Consider the following 15,880-nt stretch of genomic DNA (forward strand, 5'->3'; position numbering starts at 1 on the left):
AGCTGGCTTGCCAGCGATGGGGCCCATGTTCACACCGCAGATTTCGCGACAGACGGGCTGGGCCACATCACACTCAACCCGTAATAAATCACCCCACCCAGGATCGAACCGGTGAACCAGCCGTAGCTGTAAAACCAGCTGAAGACATCGCTGCCAAGCGACAGCAACGTCAACACCACCGGCACGCCGAAGGCCATGAAACCGCTCCAGTTCCACGCCGGATACACGTCATCGCGGTACAGGCCGGCAAGGTCCAGCTGCTGTTTCTTGATCAGAAAATAGTCCACTACCATGATCCCGGCGATCGGCCCGAGCAGGCTGGAATAGCCGAGCAACCAGTTGGAATAAACGGTTTCCAGGCTGAGATCAGAGACAATCAGGCCAAGCTTTTTCAGCAGCTCATGGGCCATCAACGCCAAGCCGACGAAGCCGGTCAGCAGCACGGCGTTGGTGCGGTTGATCACCTTGGGGGCGATGTTCTGGAAGTCATTGGTGGGCGACACGATGTTCGCTGCGGTATTGGTCGACAGCGTGGCGATAATGATCAGCGCCATGGCCAGTGCGACCCACACCGGGCTCTGGATATGGCCGATCAGGGTCACAGGATCGGAAACCGTCACGCCCACCAGCTTCACCGAGGCCGCGGTCATCACCACACCCAGGGAAGCAAACAGGAACATGGTCAGCGGCAGGCCGATGATCTGCCCGACGATCTGATCCTTCTGGCTTTTCGCGTAGCGGCTGAAGTCCGGAATGTTCAGTGACAGCGTGGCCCAGAAGCCGACCATCGCGGTCAGCCCGGCGGCGAAGTAACTGGCCACCCCGGCGCCTTCGGGACGTTTGGCCGGAATCGCCAGCAACTCGGTCATCGACACGTTCGGCATGGCCCAGACCAGCAGCCCTACGCCCACCAGTACCAACAGCGGTGCAGACAGGGTTTCCAGCCATTTGATCGACTCGGCGCCGCGTATCACCACCCACAGGTTCAGCGCCCAGAACACCATGAAGCCGATGACCTCGCCGGTACCGCCCAGGGATTTCCAGCCCTCGAACACCGAGCCGAGGAACAGGTGAATCGCCAGCCCGCCGAACATGGTCTGGATGCCGAACCAGCCGCACGCCACCAGGGCGCGGATCAGGCACGGAATATTGGAACCGAGTACGCCGAAGGACGAGCGCAGCAACACCGGAAAGGGAATGCCGTACTTGGTGCCGGGAAAGGCGTTCAGGGTCAGGGGAATCAGCACGATGATGTTGGCAAACAGAATCGCCAGCAGCGCTTCACCGACGGTCAGGCCGAAGTACGCGGTCAGCACGCCACCGAGGGTGTAGGTCGGCACACAGATCGCCATGCCCACCCACAGCGCGGTGATGTGCCATTTGTTCCAGGTGCGTTCGCGCACCTTGGTCGGTGCAATGTCGTGGTTGTAACGGGGACTGTCGAGGACATCGCTGCCGGCTTCCAGCTCAAACAAGCCGTCGCGCTCGGTCACTTGCGATCTGATCTGTTGCATGGCCGCTCCACTGTTCTTTGAATTATTTTTTTGCTCATCGGGGGCTGGCGGCATCAATAAACGTGCCGGGTACCCCGATTACGCATCGGGCAGTTCCATAAACACATTGCAACCCACTGTTGTTTATCAGTTTTATTCGCTGACTCGACTAGTTGTCAGGCCACTCAGGCCGAATGCCAGGCAAGTTGTCCGGACAGTCAGGACTCAAACTGGTGCGTTGATCTTTTTTTCAATGGCTGCGCATCAACCATAGACCATACTCAAACAGCTGATTTCACATAAGAAATCTTGACTATTTTTCGATCCTGTCAAGTGCGTCAAAATGGTGAGGTCGCTCACCATTTTGGTGATTCTTGTATTTAGTCGTTAAATATCAATCAGTTAATAACTAGATAAGCTTATAAAAAATATTCTTGCCGATTCGAATAACTGCAGCTAGCGTTTAATCCTGACAGCGTTGACAGGAATCGATCCGTCCTGGCTGTTTTTGTATAGAACATCTAGAACCGGCATAAGCCGGTCATTGCCTGCGAGGAACTCGGAATGTCTCTGTTGATCCGTGGCGCCACCGTTATTACCCATGATGAAAGTTATCGCGCCGATGTGTATTGCGCAGACGGCGTGATCAAGGCCATCGGCGAAAACCTCGATATCCCTGCAGGCGCCGAAGTGCTCGACGGCAGCGGCCAGTACCTGATGCCCGGCGGCATCGACCCGCACACCCACATGCAACTGCCCTTCATGGGCACCGTGGCCAGCGAAGACTTCTACAGTGGCACGGCGGCGGGACTGGCCGGCGGCACCACCTCGATCATCGACTTCGTGATTCCCAATCCGCAGCAATCCCTGCTCGAAGCCTTCCATCAATGGCGCGGCTGGGCCGAGAAGTCGGCGTCGGACTACGGTTTTCACGTCGCCATTACCTGGTGGAGCGACCAGGTCCGCGAGGAAATGGCCGAACTGGTCAGCCAGCACGGCGTCAACAGCTTCAAGCACTTCATGGCCTACAAGAACGCGATCATGGCCGCCGATGACACCCTGGTGGCGAGCTTCGAACGCTGCCTGGAACTGGGCGCCGTGCCGACCGTGCATGCGGAAAACGGCGAACTGGTCTATCACCTGCAACGCAAGCTGATGGCCCAGGGCATCACCGGGCCGGAAGCGCATCCGCTGTCGCGGCCGTCACAGGTTGAAGGCGAGGCCGCGAGCCGGGCGATCCGCATCGCCGAAACCCTGGGTACGCCGCTGTACCTGGTGCACGTCTCGACCAAGGAAGCCCTCGACGAAATCACCTACGCCCGCGGCAAGGGCCAGCCGGTGTACGGCGAAGTGCTGGCCGGGCACCTGCTGCTGGACGACAGTGTCTACCGCCATCCGGACTGGCAAACCGCCGCCGGTTACGTGATGAGCCCGCCGTTCCGCCCTCGCGGTCATCAAGAGGCGCTCTGGCATGGCCTGCAATCGGGCAACCTGCACACCACCGCCACCGACCACTGCTGCTTCTGCGCCGAGCAAAAAGCCGCCGGCCGCGACGACTTCAGCAAGATCCCCAACGGCACCGCCGGCATCGAAGACCGCATGGCGGTGTTGTGGGATGAAGGGGTGAACAGCGGACGCTTCTCGATGCAGCAATTCGTCGCGCTGACGTCCACCAACACCGCGAAGATCTTCAACCTCTACCCACGCAAAGGCGCGATTCGTGTGGGGGCCGATGCCGACCTGGTGCTGTGGGACCCGCAAGGCACGCGGACCATTTCCGCCAAGACCCACCATCAGCAGGTGGACTTCAACATCTTCGAAGGCAAGACCGTGCGCGGCGTGCCCAGCCACACCATCAGCCAGGGCCGCGTGGTCTGGGCCGACGGCGACCTGCGGGCCGAGCGTGGCGCCGGGCGCTACATCGAACGACCGGCGTACCCGGCGGTGTTTGACTTGCTGAGCAAGCGGGCCGAGTTGAATCAGCCGGTCGCTGTGAAACGCTGAAAGCGGCCTGCGGCCTATCGCGGGCAAGTCGAATCGTCGCACCGCCGCTCCCACAGGTTGAAATGCATTCCCCTTGTAGGAGCTGGCTTGCCAGCGATGGCGTCATCACAGCCAACAAAAAAACAATGCCCATCAGAGGCAGCACCTCAAATAACCGTGAGGCCAAAACCGTGATCAAGACCCTGGACCACCTTCCGCATCCCGTTGAGAATGCGGCCGCCCTCGCCGGCCATTTCACCGATCTGGCGCCACCGCTCAACGAGCGCCAGGCTCAGCTCGAAGCCTCGCGCTGCCTGTATTGCTACGACGCGCCCTGCGTGAATGCCTGTCCGAGCGAAATCGACATTCCCTCGTTCATCCGCAATATCCAGCAGGACAACGTGCAAGGCGCCGCGCAGAAGATCCTCTCGGCCAACATCCTCGGCGGCAGTTGCGCCCGGGTGTGCCCGACGGAAATCCTTTGCCAGCAAGCCTGCGTGCGCAACAACGCCCACGAATGTGCGCCGGTCATGATCGGCCTGTTGCAGCGCTACGCCGTGGACAACGCCCATTTCAGCACTCACCCGTTCCCGCGTGCTGCCGCCACCGGCAAACGCATCGCCGTGGTGGGCGCCGGTCCGGCCGGATTGTCCTGCGCCCACCGCAGCGCCATGCACGGGCATGACGTGGTGATCTTCGAGGCCCGGGAAAAGGCTGGCGGCCTCAATGAATACGGGATTGCCAAATACAAACTGGTGGATGACTACGCGCAACGGGAGCTTGAGTTCCTGCTGGAAATCGGCGGAATCGAAATCCGCCACGGGCAAAAACTCGGGGACAACCTGACCCTCAGCGAACTGCATCAACAGTTCGATGCGGTGTTCCTCGGCCTCGGGCTCAACGCCAGCAAACAACTGGGCATGGCCCACGAAGACGCGCCCGGTCTGCTCGCCGCCACCGACTACATCCGCGAACTGCGCCAGGCCGATGACCTGAGCCAGTTGCCCCTGGCCGAGCATTGCATCGTCCTCGGCGCGGGCAACACTGCCATCGACATGGCCGTGCAAATGGCCCGTCTCGGCGCCCGTGACGTGAATCTGGTGTACCGGCGCGGCGTCGAAGACATGGGCGCCACCCATCACGAACAGGAGATTGCCAAGGCCAATCAGGTGCGGCTGATGACCTGGGCACAACCTGAAGAAGTGCTGCACGATGACCACGGCCGGGTGCGCGGCATGCGTTTCGCCCGCACTCATCTGGTCGAAGGGCGCCTGCAAACCACCGGTGAAACCTTCGAACTGGCCGCCGACGCGATTTTCAAGGCCATCGGCCAGGCCTTCGACAACGACGCCCTCGCCGATCCGCTGGCGCGTGAACTCAAGCGCCAGGGCGAGCGCATTGCCGTCGATGAACAACTGCGCACCAGCATCCCCGGCGTGTATGCCGGTGGCGACTGCACCAGCCTCGATCAAGACCTCACCGTGCAAGCGGTGCAGCATGGCAAGCGCGCCGCCGAGGCGATCAACGCTCAACTGATGCTCAACGTGGAGGCTGCGTAAATGGCCGATCTGTCGATTGTCTTCGCCGGCATCAAGGCACCCAATCCGTTCTGGCTGGCCTCCGCGCCACCCACCGACAAAGCCTATAACGTGGTCCGCGCCTTCGAGGCCGGCTGGGGCGGCGTGGTCTGGAAAACCCTGGGGGAAGATCCCGCGGCGGTAAACGTGTCGTCGCGCTACTCGGCGCACTTCGGCGCGAACAGGGAGGTGCTTGGCTTTAACAACATCGAGCTGATCACCGACCGCTCGCTGGAGATCAACCTGCGGGAAATCACCCAGGTCAAAAAGGACTGGCCGGACCGCGCACTGATCGTGTCCTTGATGGTGCCCTGCGTCGAAGAGTCCTGGAAACACATTCTTCCGCTGGTGCAAGCCACTGGCGCCGACGGCATCGAGCTCAACTTCGGTTGCCCCCACGGCATGCCGGAACGCGGCATGGGCGCTGCGGTCGGCCAGGTGCCGGAATACGTGGAACAGGTCACCCGCTGGTGCAAAACCTATTGCTCGCTGCCGGTGATCGTCAAGCTCACGCCGAACATCACCGACATCCGCGTCGCCGCCCGTGCGGCCCACCGTGGCGGCGCCGATGCGGTGTCGCTGATCAACACCATCAACTCGATCACCAGCGTCAACCTCGAACGCATGGTCGCCAACCCCATGGTCGGCAGCCAGAGCACCCACGGCGGTTACTGTGGCTCGGCCGTCAAGCCGATTGCCTTGAACATGGTCGCCGAAATCGCCCGTGACCCACAGACCCAAGGCCTGCCGATCAGCGGCATCGGCGGCATCGGCAACTGGCGCGACGCCGCGGAATTCATTGCGCTGGGCAGCGGCGCGGTGCAGGTGTGCACGGCGGCGATGCTGCATGGCTTCCGGATTGTCGAAGACATGAAGGACGGTTTGTCACGCTGGATGGACAGTCAGGGCTACGCCAGCATCGCGGAATTTTCGGGGCGCGCGGTGGGCAACACCACGGACTGGAAGTACCTGGACATCAACTACCAGGTGATCGCGAAAATCGATCAGGAAGCGTGCATCGGCTGTGGTCGTTGCCACATTGCCTGTGAGGACACCTCACACCAGGCCGTGGCCAGCCTCAAGCAAGCGGATGGGACGCACAAGTACCAGGTGATCGATGAGGAGTGCGTGGGCTGCAATCTGTGCCAGATCACCTGTCCGGTGCAGGACTGTATCGAGATGGTGCCGGTGGAGACTGGCAAGCCGTTCCTGGACTGGAATCATGATCCGAGGAATCCGTATCACGTCAGTATCTGACTTCAGGGGTGTCTGAACTGATGCCATCGCTGGCAAGCCAGCTCCTACAGGGATAGCGATAAACCTGTAGGAGCTGGCTTGCCAGCGATGGGTCCCGAACAACCACCAAAAATCTCAGGGCTCCAACCCGATCCCCCGCAAAATCACACTGGTCACCGTCTGCACCGCTTTTTCAAATTGCATGTCCGACAGCGGCTGGTGGTCGTTGAGAATATTCACCTGGTGATCGAAGTCGGCATAGTGCTGGGTCGAGGCCCAGATCATGTACAGCAGGCTCGACGGCTCCACCGGCAGGATGCGTTTGTCGTCCACCCACTGGCGGATTTTCGCTTCCTTCATCTTGGCCCAGTCGTACAGGCTCGCATCCAGCGCTGCGCCGAGGGTCGGTGCGCCGTGGATGATTTCGTTGGCCCAGACTTTCGAACCATGAGGCCGGCTGCGGGAATGGTTCATCTTGGCGCGGATGTAGCTGCTGAGCACCACGCGCGGGTCGTCGAACATCTCGAAGCACAGCGCGTCCTGCTTCCAGACTTCCAGCAAATCGAACAGCACCGCGCTGTACAGTTCGGTCTTGGTGCTGAAGTAGTAATGCAGGTTGGAACGCGGCAGTTGCACTTCAGCGGCGATGTCGGCCATGGCCGTGCTGCCGAAGCCCTTTTCAGCGAAGACCTTTTCCGCCCCCAGCAGGATTTTTTCGACGTTACTGCGACGAATCTCGATCTTGTGATTGCCCATGCGGGTCCCCGACAACAGCGTTGAGCAAGACTAGCATCCGCTCTGGACTGCGGCGACAGGGTAAAACGAATCTTCGTACAGCCGCTGTCGGAAAGCTAAACTCAGCGCACTTGGAAACTGCCTGAGGTACTCACGATGCTGCTCAAGAAAACCCTGACCATCACGGTCCTGCTCGGCTCGCTGCTCGCCGCTTCTTCGGTGTTGGCCCACGCCCACCTGAAAAGCCAGACACCGGCCGCCGACAGCACCGTGACCGCACCCACGCAATTGCGCCTGGAGTTCTCCGAGGGTGTCGAGGCCAGTTTCACCAAAGTCACCCTGACCCGGGATGGCGCACCGGTGGCGGTGAAAGCGTTGACCACCGAAGGCAGCGACAAGAAAACCCTGGTCGTCACCCCCGCCGCGCCGCTGACCGCCGGCGCCTACAAGGTCGAATGGCATGCGGTATCGGTCGACACCCACAAAAGCGAAGGAGCCTACGCCTTCAAGGTTGGCCAGTAACTCATGGCGAGTGCGCTGGTGCTGTGCCGCTTCCTGCATTTCATCGTGGTGCTGATGCTGTTCGGGGCCTGGCTGTTCAGGCCCTTGCTATCGAGTGACGAAAGCGCACTGGATCAGCGCCTGGCACGCACCTGCCGCTGGCTGGCCGTGGTGGCGCTGGCCAGCGGGGTCTGCTGGTTGTTGCTGATTACCGCGAGCATGGCCGGGGCCTGGGACGCGGCCTTCGATCCGTCGACCCTGTACCGGGTGCTGGGCAATACCTTTTTCGGCCAGGTCTGGCGCTGGCATTTGCTGATTAACCTCGCGCTGGTGGCGTTGCTGCTGACACCCTTGCGCACAAGCCTTGCACTGCGCCTGAGCCTCAGCGGCCTGCTGCTGGCCACCCTGGCCCCGGTCGGCCACGGCGCCATGCTCGATGGCAGCGCAGGCCAGTTGCTGATCCTCAATCAACTGATCCACTTGTTCTGCGTGGGTGCCTGGCTCGGCGGCCTGTTGTTACTGGTGATGATTCTGCGACAGCCTGCGGGGCATTCGATCCGCGTGATGTTGCAGCGTTTCAGCGGCGTCGGTTACGGCCTGGTCGCCGGGTTGCTGATCACCGGGCTGATCAATGTAAGGGTGCTCACCGGGGCGTTCTGGCCGACGCCGTTGTTCAGCGGGTTTGCCTTGATCCTGTTGATCAAGGCTACGTTGGTGGCGACGATGCTCGGCCTGGCTTTGTTCAATCGCTTGCGGATCAATGATTGCGAGCAGCGCCTGCAAGCATTGCGCACCAGCGTGATGTTGGAGTGGATGCTGGGGCTTGGTGCAGTGGCGGCGGTTTCGCTGCTGGGTACCCTGCCCCCCATGATTTCCAGCTGACACTCCATTCCCTTGTGGGAGCGGGCTTGCTCGCGAAGGCGCCAGCACAGGCAATATCTATGTTGGATGTTACGACGCCTTCGCGAGCAAGCCCGCTCCCACAGTACCAAGTCATCGTACAACTTCCGATTGACAACCCACAAAAATCCCGCAAATATCGCCCCCAATGTTGTACGACGACGTATGACAACAATAAAAACAAGAAACAAGGGAGCGTCACAGTGAGCAAGCTCGTCCGCAATTCGTCCGTCCGTTCATCGCGTTTAAACCTTTCTCGTCGTCATACCCTGAGCCTGATCGGCTGCAGCGGGCTGGCCCTCGCCTTGCCCATCACCGGCCAGGCCGCAGGTTTCACCGACGACGCCAAGGCCACGCTGAACCTGCGCAACGCCTACTTCAACCGCAATTACATCAACCCGGCCTACCCCCAGGGCAAGGCTGAAGAGTGGACGCAAAACTTCATCCTCGATGCCAGGTCCGGGTTCACCCAGGGCACCGTTGGCTTCGGTGTAGACGTACTGGGCCTGTACTCGCAGAAGCTCGATGGCGGCAAGGGCACTGGCGGCACGCAACTGTTGCCGATCCACGACGACGGCCGCCCGGCCGACAATTTCGGCCGCCTGGGCGTGGCGCTCAAAGGCAAGATTTCAAAAACCGAATTGAAGGTCGGCGAATGGATGCCGGTACTGCCGATCCTGCGCTCCGACGATGGCCGCTCACTGCCGCAGACCTTCCAGGGCGCCCAGGTGACGTCCGCCGAAATCAGCGGCTTGACGCTGTATGGCGGTCAATTCCAGAAAAACAGCCCGCGCAACGACGCGAGCATGGAAGACATGTTCATGAACGGAAAAACGGCGTTCACCTCCGACCGTTTCAACTTCGGCGGCGGTGAATACGCGTTCAATGAAAAGCGCACCCAGGTCGGCGTCTGGTACTCGGAACTCAGCGACATTTACCAGCAGCAATACTTCAACCTGACCCACAGCCAGCCCGTCGGCGACTGGACCCTGGGCGCCAACCTGGGCTACTTCATCGGCAAGGAAGACGGCAGCGCCAAGGCCGGTGACCTCGACAACAAGACCGCGTTTGCCCTGCTCTCGGCCAAATATGGCGGCAGCACCTTCTATGTCGGCCTGCAAAAACTCACCGGCGACGATGTGTGGATGCGGGTCAACGGCACCAGCGGCGGCACCCTGGCCAACGACAGCTACAACTCCAGCTATGACAACGCCCGGGAGAAATCCTGGCAGGTGCGCCACGACTACAACTTCGTCGCCCTCGGCATTCCCGGCCTGACCCTGATGAACCGCTACATCAGTGGTGACAACGTGCACACCGGCGCCATCACCGACGGCAAGGAATGGGGTCGCGAATCCGAACTGGCCTACACGGTGCAGAGCGGTGCGCTGAAAAACCTCAACGTGAAATGGCGTAACGCGAGCATCCGCAAGAGTTTCAGCACCAACGAATTCGATGAAAACCGCATTTTCATCAGCTACCCGATTTCGTTGTTGTAAATCGTAGGCATCAACACCAGCCCCTGTAGGAGCGAGCTTGCTCGCGATGAACCCGACGCCACGGGGTATCAGGTTTCCAGCGTTATCGTTGACGACCATCGCGAGCAAGCTCGCTCCTACAGGACGGACAGGACGACCCTCCGTCAATTTCCACTCATGCCGCGTTGACAAGCAGCGGAAAGCCTAACGATACTTCAACCAAGTCATACGACAACCTACAACAAATCAAAAACAACAACCGCGCCCCAGGATTCCCATGACGACCACAGCAACCACCCGCCCCCCTTTCAACCGCCTGCTGCTGACCGGCGCCGCCGGTGGCCTCGGCAAAGTCCTGCGCGAAAGCCTGCGCCCTTACGCCAATGTCATTCGCCTGTCGGACATCGCCGACATCGCGCCCGCCATCGATGATCGCGAAGAAGTGATGCCGTGCGACCTCGCCGACAAGCAAGCGGTGCATCAACTGGTCGAAGGCGTGGACGCGATCCTGCACTTCGGCGGCGTGTCGACCGAGCACTCGTTCGAAGAGATCCTCGGCGCCAACATCTGCGGCGTGTTCCACATCTATGAAGCCGCGCGCCGCCACGGGGTGAAGCGGGTGATCTTCGCCAGTTCCAACCATGTGATCGGCTTCTACCGGCAGGACGAAGTCATCGACGCCCACTCCCCTCGCCGCCCGGACAGCTACTACGGCCTGTCCAAGTCCTACGGCGAAGACATGGCCACGTTCTACTTCGACCGCTATGGCATCGAGACCGTCAGCGTGCGCATCGGCTCCTCGTTCCCCGAGCCGCACAATCGGCGGATGATGAGCACCTGGCTGAGTTTCGGCGACCTGACGCAACTGCTCGAACGCGCCTTGTACACCCCGAACGTCGGCCACACCGTGGTCTACGGCGTGTCCGACAACAAGGACGTCTGGTGGGACAACCGCTACGCTACGGCCCTGGGTTTTGTCGCGCAGGACAGCTCCGAACAGTTCCGCGAAAAAATCGAAGCCCAGCCGATGCCTGCCGCCGATGACCCGGCGCGGCTGTATCAGGGCGGCGCCTTCTGCGTAGCCGGCCCGTTCGGTGACTGAACCTTTGCGCCCCGCTTGATCCCCACAACAAAAACCAAGGGAATGAGTTGCCATGCAAGCTGAATTGATTGTCGACGCCCGCAACGCAGTCGGTGAAAGCCCGGTCTGGGTGCCTGAAGAAAGCGCTCTGTACTGGGTCGATATTCCCGCCGGCGGTTTACAGCGCTGGCGTACCGACACCGGGCAGGTGGATACCTGGAAAACCCCGCAGATGCTCGCTTGCATCGCGCGTCATGCCGACAGCGGCTGGGTCGCCGGCATGGAAAGCGGGTTCTTCCGCCTGCATCCGCACAACGACGGCAGCCTCGACAGTGAACCCTTGGCCCACGTCGAGCATGCCCGCGCCGACATGCGCCTGAACGACGGCCGCTGCGATCGTCAGGGACGCTTCTGGGCCGGCAGCATGGTGCTGAACATGGGCGCCAACGCCGCCAACGGTACGTTGTACCGCTACAGCGCCGGGCAACGCGGGCCGCTCGATTCCCGACTGAACGGGTTCATCGTGCCCAACGGCCTGGGCTTCAGCCCGGACGGGCGCACGATGTACCTGTCCGACTCCCACCCGCAGATCCAGCAGATCTGGGCCTTCGACTACGACACCGAAACCGGCACCCCTTCCAACCGCCGCGTGTTCGTTGACATGAACCGGCACGAAGGTCGACCCGACGGTGCGGCGGTCGACGCCGATGGCTGCTACTGGATTTGCGCCAACGACGCCGGCTTGATTCACCGTTTTACCCCCGACGGCCGACTTGACCGCTCCCTCGCGGTACCGGTGAAAAAACCCACCATGTGCGCCTTTGGTGGCTCTCGACTGGACACGCTGTTCGTGACCTCGATCCGCCCCGGCGACGACCATGACCCGCAATCACTGGCCGGGGGCGTGTTCGCGCTCGATCCTGGCGTGAAGGGCTTGGCGGAACCGCGATTTCAGGATCAGTGACGACGATGACGCCCGCACTTCTCGAACTCGAAGACGAATACACTCACCTGAACCTCGCCCCCGAACTCGGCGCCAGTATCGTCAACTGGACCGTGCGCAGCAGCGGCCAGCCCTTGCTGCGCCACGCCGATGAGCACGCCCTGAACACCGGCCTGCCCGGCAAGCTCGGCTGCTTTCCCTTGATCCCCTGGTCCAACCGCATCGCCGAAGGCGGCTTCGATTGCCCCGATGGCTGGCTGGCATTGGCGCCCAACAGCCTCACCGATCCCCTGCCGATTCACGGCAGCGCCTGGCAGCAGGCGTGGGATGTGGTTTCCCGGTCGGAAAATGAAGTGGTCCTGCAACTCGACAGCACACCCCCCTTCGCTTATCGCGCCCGGCAACGTTTCCATTTGAACGCGGGCAAGTTGAGCATCGAATTGAGCGTTACGCATCTGGCCGAACACGCGGCCTGGCATGGACTGGGACTGCATCCGTATCTGCCGCGCACCGCCAACACCCGACTGCAGGCCGCAGCTCGCGAGGTATGGTTGTGCAATGAGAAAAAGCTACCGACGCAACTCAGCGCATTGCCGGTCGAGTGGGATTTTCAGCAGCTCAAGCCATTGCCCGAATCGCTCGTGGACAACGGCTTCTGCGAATGGAACGGCCATTGCCTGATCCGCCAGCCCGACCTCGGATACGAACTGGACTGCCAGGCCACCGGCAGCGATTACTACCTGCTCTACTGCCCCGTGGGCCTGGAATTTTTCTGCATCGAACCGGTGAGCCACCCGGTCAACGCGCACCACCTGCCCGGTCGGCCGGGGTTGCGTTTGCTGGAGCAAGGTCAAGCCACCGAACTGGGCTTGACCCTGCAGTATCGGCCGTTTCAGGCTGATGCCCCCAACAGTTGACTCAACACCGCTCGCAACTTGCCGGGCTTCACCGGTTTGTTCAGCAAGGGCGCGTTGAGCCGCTGCAACGCACGCCGACAATGGTCGGTGCGGTCGGCAGTAATGATCACCGCGGGAATGTCCTGGTGGAAATGTTCGCGCAAATGTCGCACCACATCACAGCCGACCACCCCGTGATCGAGGTGGTAGTCCGCGAGAATCAGTTCCGGCGCCTGCCCGCCTAACGCCGCCAGTGCAGCCGCTTCATCGGTGGCGACCAGAACGTCGCAGCCCCACTGCCCGAGCAACGCGCCCATGCTTTGGAGAATGCTCACTTCGTTGTCGATCACCAGTAAACGGCGTCCCGGCAACGGGTTGCCGGTGCCCGGCTGTGGCACCGCCTGGCTCACGGGCAATGGAACCTCGTCGGATAACGGCACCTCGATGCTGAACATCGAACCCCGCCCCGGCAACGAGTGAACGCCAATCCTGTAGCCAAGGATCTTGGCGATGCGCTCGACAATCGCCAACCCCAGGCCCACGCCCTTGCGGTCGGCGGCGCGGCCGACGTCCAGTTGGTTGAACTCGAGGAAGATCGAATCGAGCCGGTCGGCGGCGATGCCACGCCCGGTGTCCCAGACCTCCAGGCGCAACATCTCGCCCCGACGCCTTGCCGCCAGCAGGATGCTGCCGTCATCGGTGTAGCGGCAGGCATTGCTGAGGAAGTTGCGCAGGATCCGCGTCATCAGGCGCAAGTCGGTGCTGATGGCGTAATCGGCCATGTGCACCCGCAGGTTCAAACCGGCTGCCTGGGCGACGGACTGGAACTCCGACACCAGAGGCCCCAGCAGTTCGTCGAGGCGGTACAACGCGATGTCCGGCTTGACCGCGGCCTGATCGAGCCGGGAAATGTCCAGCAGATCCGTCAGCAGGTCTTCGGCCCCTTCCAGGGCCTGGTGAGTGCGTTCCACCAGCACCTGTTCGGCTTCCGGCAACTTGCGTTCGCGCAAGGTCGAAATCAGTAACCGCGCGGCGTTCAGCGGTTGCAGCAGGTCGTGGCTGGCGGCGGCGAGGTATTTGTCCTTGCTGTGGTTGGCGGCCTCGGCGGCATCGCGGGCATCGCGCAAGGCCTTGGCAATCTGTTTACGCTGGGTGATCTGCTGCTGAAGGTTACGGTTGGCTTCGAGCAATTCATCGGTGCGCGCGACGACGCGCTGCTCCAGTTCGTCATTGAGTTGCTGCAAACGTCGCTGGGCCAGCTTGCGCTCGGTGATATCGGAGACGAACCCTTCCACCAGGCCTTCCTGGCCGGGCTTGAGCAGCAGGTTCATCAACACATCCAGGTGACTGCCGTCCTTGCGCCGCAAGCGGGTTTCATAGCCGTGCAGGCTGCGCTGGTGCCTGAGGATTTCGCCGATGGCTTCCAGTTCCTGCGCGCCGTCGACGAACAGGGTGCTGGCCAGGTCGGTCAGGGAGAACAGCACCTCCTGCGGGTCCTGGTAGCCGAGCATGTGTGCCAGCGCCGGGTTGGCGGCGCGCATGCCATCGTGCAGGCTGGCCTGGAAGATCCCGTGCACCGCGTTTTCGAACAACCACTTGTAGCGGTTGCGCTCGGCTTCCAGATCATCCAGGCGCGCGGCCAGTTCCGGGTAATGACTCTTGCGCGCCGAATGGCTGCCCAGCCCCAGCAGCCCGGTCAGGGCCCGTTGTTGCTCGTCAGAGGGCTTCGCCATAGACGACCTCGACATCACGCTGGCTGGATTCGCGCGGGTTGGTCAGGATGCACGGATCGTGCATCGCATGCTGCGACAGGAACGGAATGTCCGAGGTCCTGACGCCATGCAAACCGAGGGTTTCGTGAAAGCCGATGGCGTGCTTGAGGGCGATCAGGTGTTCGACCAGGCGCCCGCAGATCTGCCGGTGATTCAGGCCCCGGCAGTCGATGCCGAACGTCTCGGCGATTACCTTGAAGCGCTCTGGTGCCGAGTTGTAATTGAAGGCCACCACATGCTCGACAAGCACCGCGTTGCACAGGCCGTGGGGCAGGTCGAGAAAGCCGCCGAGGCTGTGGGACATGGCATGCACGGCGCCCAGGATGGCGTTGGAGAACGCCAGCCCGGCCTGCATGCTGCCGAGCATGATCTTCTCGCGCAGGGCAATGTCGCTCGGGTTGGCGATCATCTGCACCAGGTTGCCATTGATCAGGCGCATCGCCTCCAGCGCGTGGGGGTCGGTCAGCGGCCCGTGGCCGGTGGACACGAAGGCTTCGATGGCATGTACCAAGGCGTCGATGCCGGTACAGGCCGACAGGAACGGATCCATGCTCAGGGTGGTTTCCGGGTCGATCAGCGAAACGTCCGGCACCACGGCCTTGCTGACGATGGAGAACTTCATGCGCTCCTGCTGGTTGGAAATGATCACGAATTGCGAGACATCGGCCGAGGTGCCGGCGGTGGTCGGAATCAGGATCAGCGGCGGGCTGGGCACGCGGATGGTGTCCACGCCCTCGAAATCGAGAATGCTGCGGCCATGGGCGACGACAATGCCGATGCCTTTGCCGCAGTCCATCGGGCTGCCGCCACCCACGGCGACGATCACGTCGCAGTGGTTTTCCCGGTACATCTCGGCACCGAGCATCACCTCTTCAACCCGAGGGTTCGGCGAGACATCGCTGTACAGGCAGTATTCGATGCCCAGCGCCTGCAGGCTGGCCTCGACATCGGCGACCCAACCGGCGGCGATCACGCCGGGGTCACTGACCACCAGGACCTTGCGTGCACCAAAGGTCTTGGCGTAATTGCCGACACTGTGCCGGCTACCGGCACCGAAGATGATTTCAGGGGAAACGAACTTGCGCAGCTGGTTGAGACTCTGGCTCATTGGAAAGCCTGTTTTTATTGTTCTGGAAGGTAGAAACCACACTAAACCATCCTGCCGTGAATGCAATCAGACCAATGGCTGGATTCACCACAGCCCCCCTGTAGGAGCGAGCTTGCTCGCGATGGTGTGTCAGTCGACACTCATTTTTCTGACACTCCATCGCGAGCAAGCTCGCTC

General features: G+C 61.5%; 13 protein-coding genes. 9 read left to right on the plus strand and 4 right to left on the minus strand.

What is annotated here, in order from left to right; translation table 11 throughout:
* Positions 1 to 29 precede the first annotated feature (29 nt).
* On the minus strand, positions 30 to 1,514 hold the full coding sequence (locus AB7M25_RS17430) for an NCS1 family nucleobase:cation symporter-1 (protein WP_429561216.1): 1,485 nt from the start codon (positions 1,512 to 1,514) through the stop codon (positions 30 to 32).
* 543 nt (positions 1,515 to 2,057) lie between these two features.
* On the opposite strand from AB7M25_RS17430, the gene hydA reads away from it, so the two are divergent.
* The 3 genes from hydA to preA all read left to right on the plus strand — a co-directional run bounded on the left by hydA (position 2,058) and on the right by preA (position 6,310).
* Positions 2,058 to 3,497, plus strand: a complete 1,440-nt coding sequence (hydA, locus tag AB7M25_RS17435) for a dihydropyrimidinase (protein ID WP_454237716.1) — start codon at positions 2,058 to 2,060, stop codon at positions 3,495 to 3,497.
* Between the two features lie 170 nt (positions 3,498 to 3,667).
* A complete protein-coding gene (locus tag AB7M25_RS17440; protein WP_454237717.1) occupies positions 3,668 to 5,035 on the plus strand; it encodes an NAD(P)-dependent oxidoreductase in 1,368 nt (455 codons plus the stop codon).
* Positions 5,036 to 6,310: an NAD-dependent dihydropyrimidine dehydrogenase subunit PreA gene (gene preA, locus AB7M25_RS17445; RefSeq protein WP_454237718.1), complete on the plus strand. Its 1,275-nt coding sequence runs from the start codon at positions 5,036 to 5,038 to the stop codon at positions 6,308 to 6,310.
* 114 nt (positions 6,311 to 6,424) lie between these two features.
* Here the strand turns inward: preA and AB7M25_RS17450 are convergent, their stop codons facing one another.
* Positions 6,425 to 7,045, minus strand: coding sequence for a TetR/AcrR family transcriptional regulator (locus tag AB7M25_RS17450; protein ID WP_102702465.1), 621 nt, complete (start codon positions 7,043 to 7,045; stop codon positions 6,425 to 6,427).
* 135 nt (positions 7,046 to 7,180) lie between these two features.
* Between AB7M25_RS17450 and copC the strand changes: the two genes are divergently transcribed.
* The 6 genes from copC (at position 7,181) to AB7M25_RS17480 (ending at position 12,844) form a co-directional block, all read left to right on the plus strand.
* Positions 7,181 to 7,546, plus strand: a complete 366-nt coding sequence (gene copC, locus AB7M25_RS17455) for a copper homeostasis periplasmic binding protein CopC (protein WP_454237719.1) — start codon at positions 7,181 to 7,183, stop codon at positions 7,544 to 7,546.
* A gap of 3 nt (positions 7,547 to 7,549) precedes the next feature.
* A complete protein-coding gene (gene copD / locus AB7M25_RS17460; RefSeq protein ID WP_429518849.1) occupies positions 7,550 to 8,407 on the plus strand; it encodes a copper homeostasis membrane protein CopD in 858 nt (285 codons plus the stop codon).
* Positions 8,408 to 8,628: 221 nt separating this feature from the next.
* Positions 8,629 to 9,924, plus strand: coding sequence for an OprD family porin (locus tag AB7M25_RS17465; RefSeq protein ID WP_454237720.1), 1,296 nt, complete (start codon positions 8,629 to 8,631; stop codon positions 9,922 to 9,924).
* Positions 9,925 to 10,180: 256 nt separating this feature from the next.
* The gene (locus AB7M25_RS17470; protein WP_429518850.1) at positions 10,181 to 11,005 is read left to right on the plus strand and encodes an NAD-dependent epimerase/dehydratase family protein; all 825 of its coding nucleotides are present in this window, start codon (positions 10,181 to 10,183) and stop codon (positions 11,003 to 11,005) included.
* A 52-nt stretch (positions 11,006 to 11,057) separates the two neighbouring features.
* Positions 11,058 to 11,948, plus strand: a complete 891-nt coding sequence (locus AB7M25_RS17475) for an SMP-30/gluconolactonase/LRE family protein (protein ID WP_454237721.1) — start codon at positions 11,058 to 11,060, stop codon at positions 11,946 to 11,948.
* Positions 11,949 to 11,953: 5 nt separating this feature from the next.
* On the plus strand, positions 11,954 to 12,844 hold the full coding sequence (locus AB7M25_RS17480) for an aldose 1-epimerase (protein WP_454237722.1): 891 nt from the start codon (positions 11,954 to 11,956) through the stop codon (positions 12,842 to 12,844).
* Here AB7M25_RS17480 and AB7M25_RS17485 read toward each other — a convergent pair.
* Both AB7M25_RS17485 and ercA read right to left on the minus strand, forming a co-directional pair.
* Positions 12,820 to 14,556 (minus strand): PAS domain-containing hybrid sensor histidine kinase/response regulator, encoded by a 1,737-nt coding sequence (locus AB7M25_RS17485; protein WP_454237723.1) that lies wholly within the window; start codon positions 14,554 to 14,556, stop codon positions 12,820 to 12,822. The two genes, AB7M25_RS17480 and AB7M25_RS17485, sit on opposite strands and share 25 nt — an antisense overlap.
* Positions 14,540 to 15,703 carry an alcohol dehydrogenase-like regulatory protein ErcA gene (ercA, locus tag AB7M25_RS17490; RefSeq protein ID WP_007972176.1) on the minus strand — a complete coding sequence of 388 codons (1,164 nt, stop codon included), beginning with the start codon at positions 15,701 to 15,703 and terminating at the stop codon, positions 14,540 to 14,542. Before ercA ends, AB7M25_RS17485 begins: the two co-directional genes overlap by 17 nt.
* Positions 15,704 to 15,880 lie beyond the last annotated feature (177 nt).

The organism is Pseudomonas sp. AP3_22 TE3818 (assembly GCF_053628995.1).

Bases quoted from the DNA above. Each gene is read 5' to 3' on its own strand.
- AB7M25_RS17475 (WP_454237721.1), top strand. From the start codon at position 11,058: ATGCAAGCTGAATTGATTGTCGACGCCCGCAACGCAGTCGGTGAAAGC.
- copC (WP_454237719.1), top strand. From the start codon at position 7,181: ATGCTGCTCAAGAAAACCCTGACCATCACGGTCCTGCTCGGCTCGCTG.
- AB7M25_RS17485 (WP_454237723.1), bottom strand. From the start codon at position 14,556: ATGGCGAAGCCCTCTGACGAGCAACAACGGGCCCTGACCGGGCTGCTG.
- AB7M25_RS17430 (WP_429561216.1), bottom strand. From the start codon at position 1,514: ATGCAACAGATCAGATCGCAAGTGACCGAGCGCGACGGCTTGTTTGAG.
- preA (WP_454237718.1), top strand. From the start codon at position 5,036: ATGGCCGATCTGTCGATTGTCTTCGCCGGCATCAAGGCACCCAATCCG.
- ercA (WP_007972176.1), bottom strand. From the start codon at position 15,703: ATGAGCCAGAGTCTCAACCAGCTGCGCAAGTTCGTTTCCCCTGAAATC.
- AB7M25_RS17470 (WP_429518850.1), top strand. From the start codon at position 10,181: ATGACGACCACAGCAACCACCCGCCCCCCTTTCAACCGCCTGCTGCTG.
- hydA (WP_454237716.1), top strand. From the start codon at position 2,058: ATGTCTCTGTTGATCCGTGGCGCCACCGTTATTACCCATGATGAAAGT.
- AB7M25_RS17480 (WP_454237722.1), top strand. From the start codon at position 11,954: ATGACGCCCGCACTTCTCGAACTCGAAGACGAATACACTCACCTGAAC.
- AB7M25_RS17450 (WP_102702465.1), bottom strand. From the start codon at position 7,045: ATGGGCAATCACAAGATCGAGATTCGTCGCAGTAACGTCGAAAAAATC.
- copD (WP_429518849.1), top strand. From the start codon at position 7,550: ATGGCGAGTGCGCTGGTGCTGTGCCGCTTCCTGCATTTCATCGTGGTG.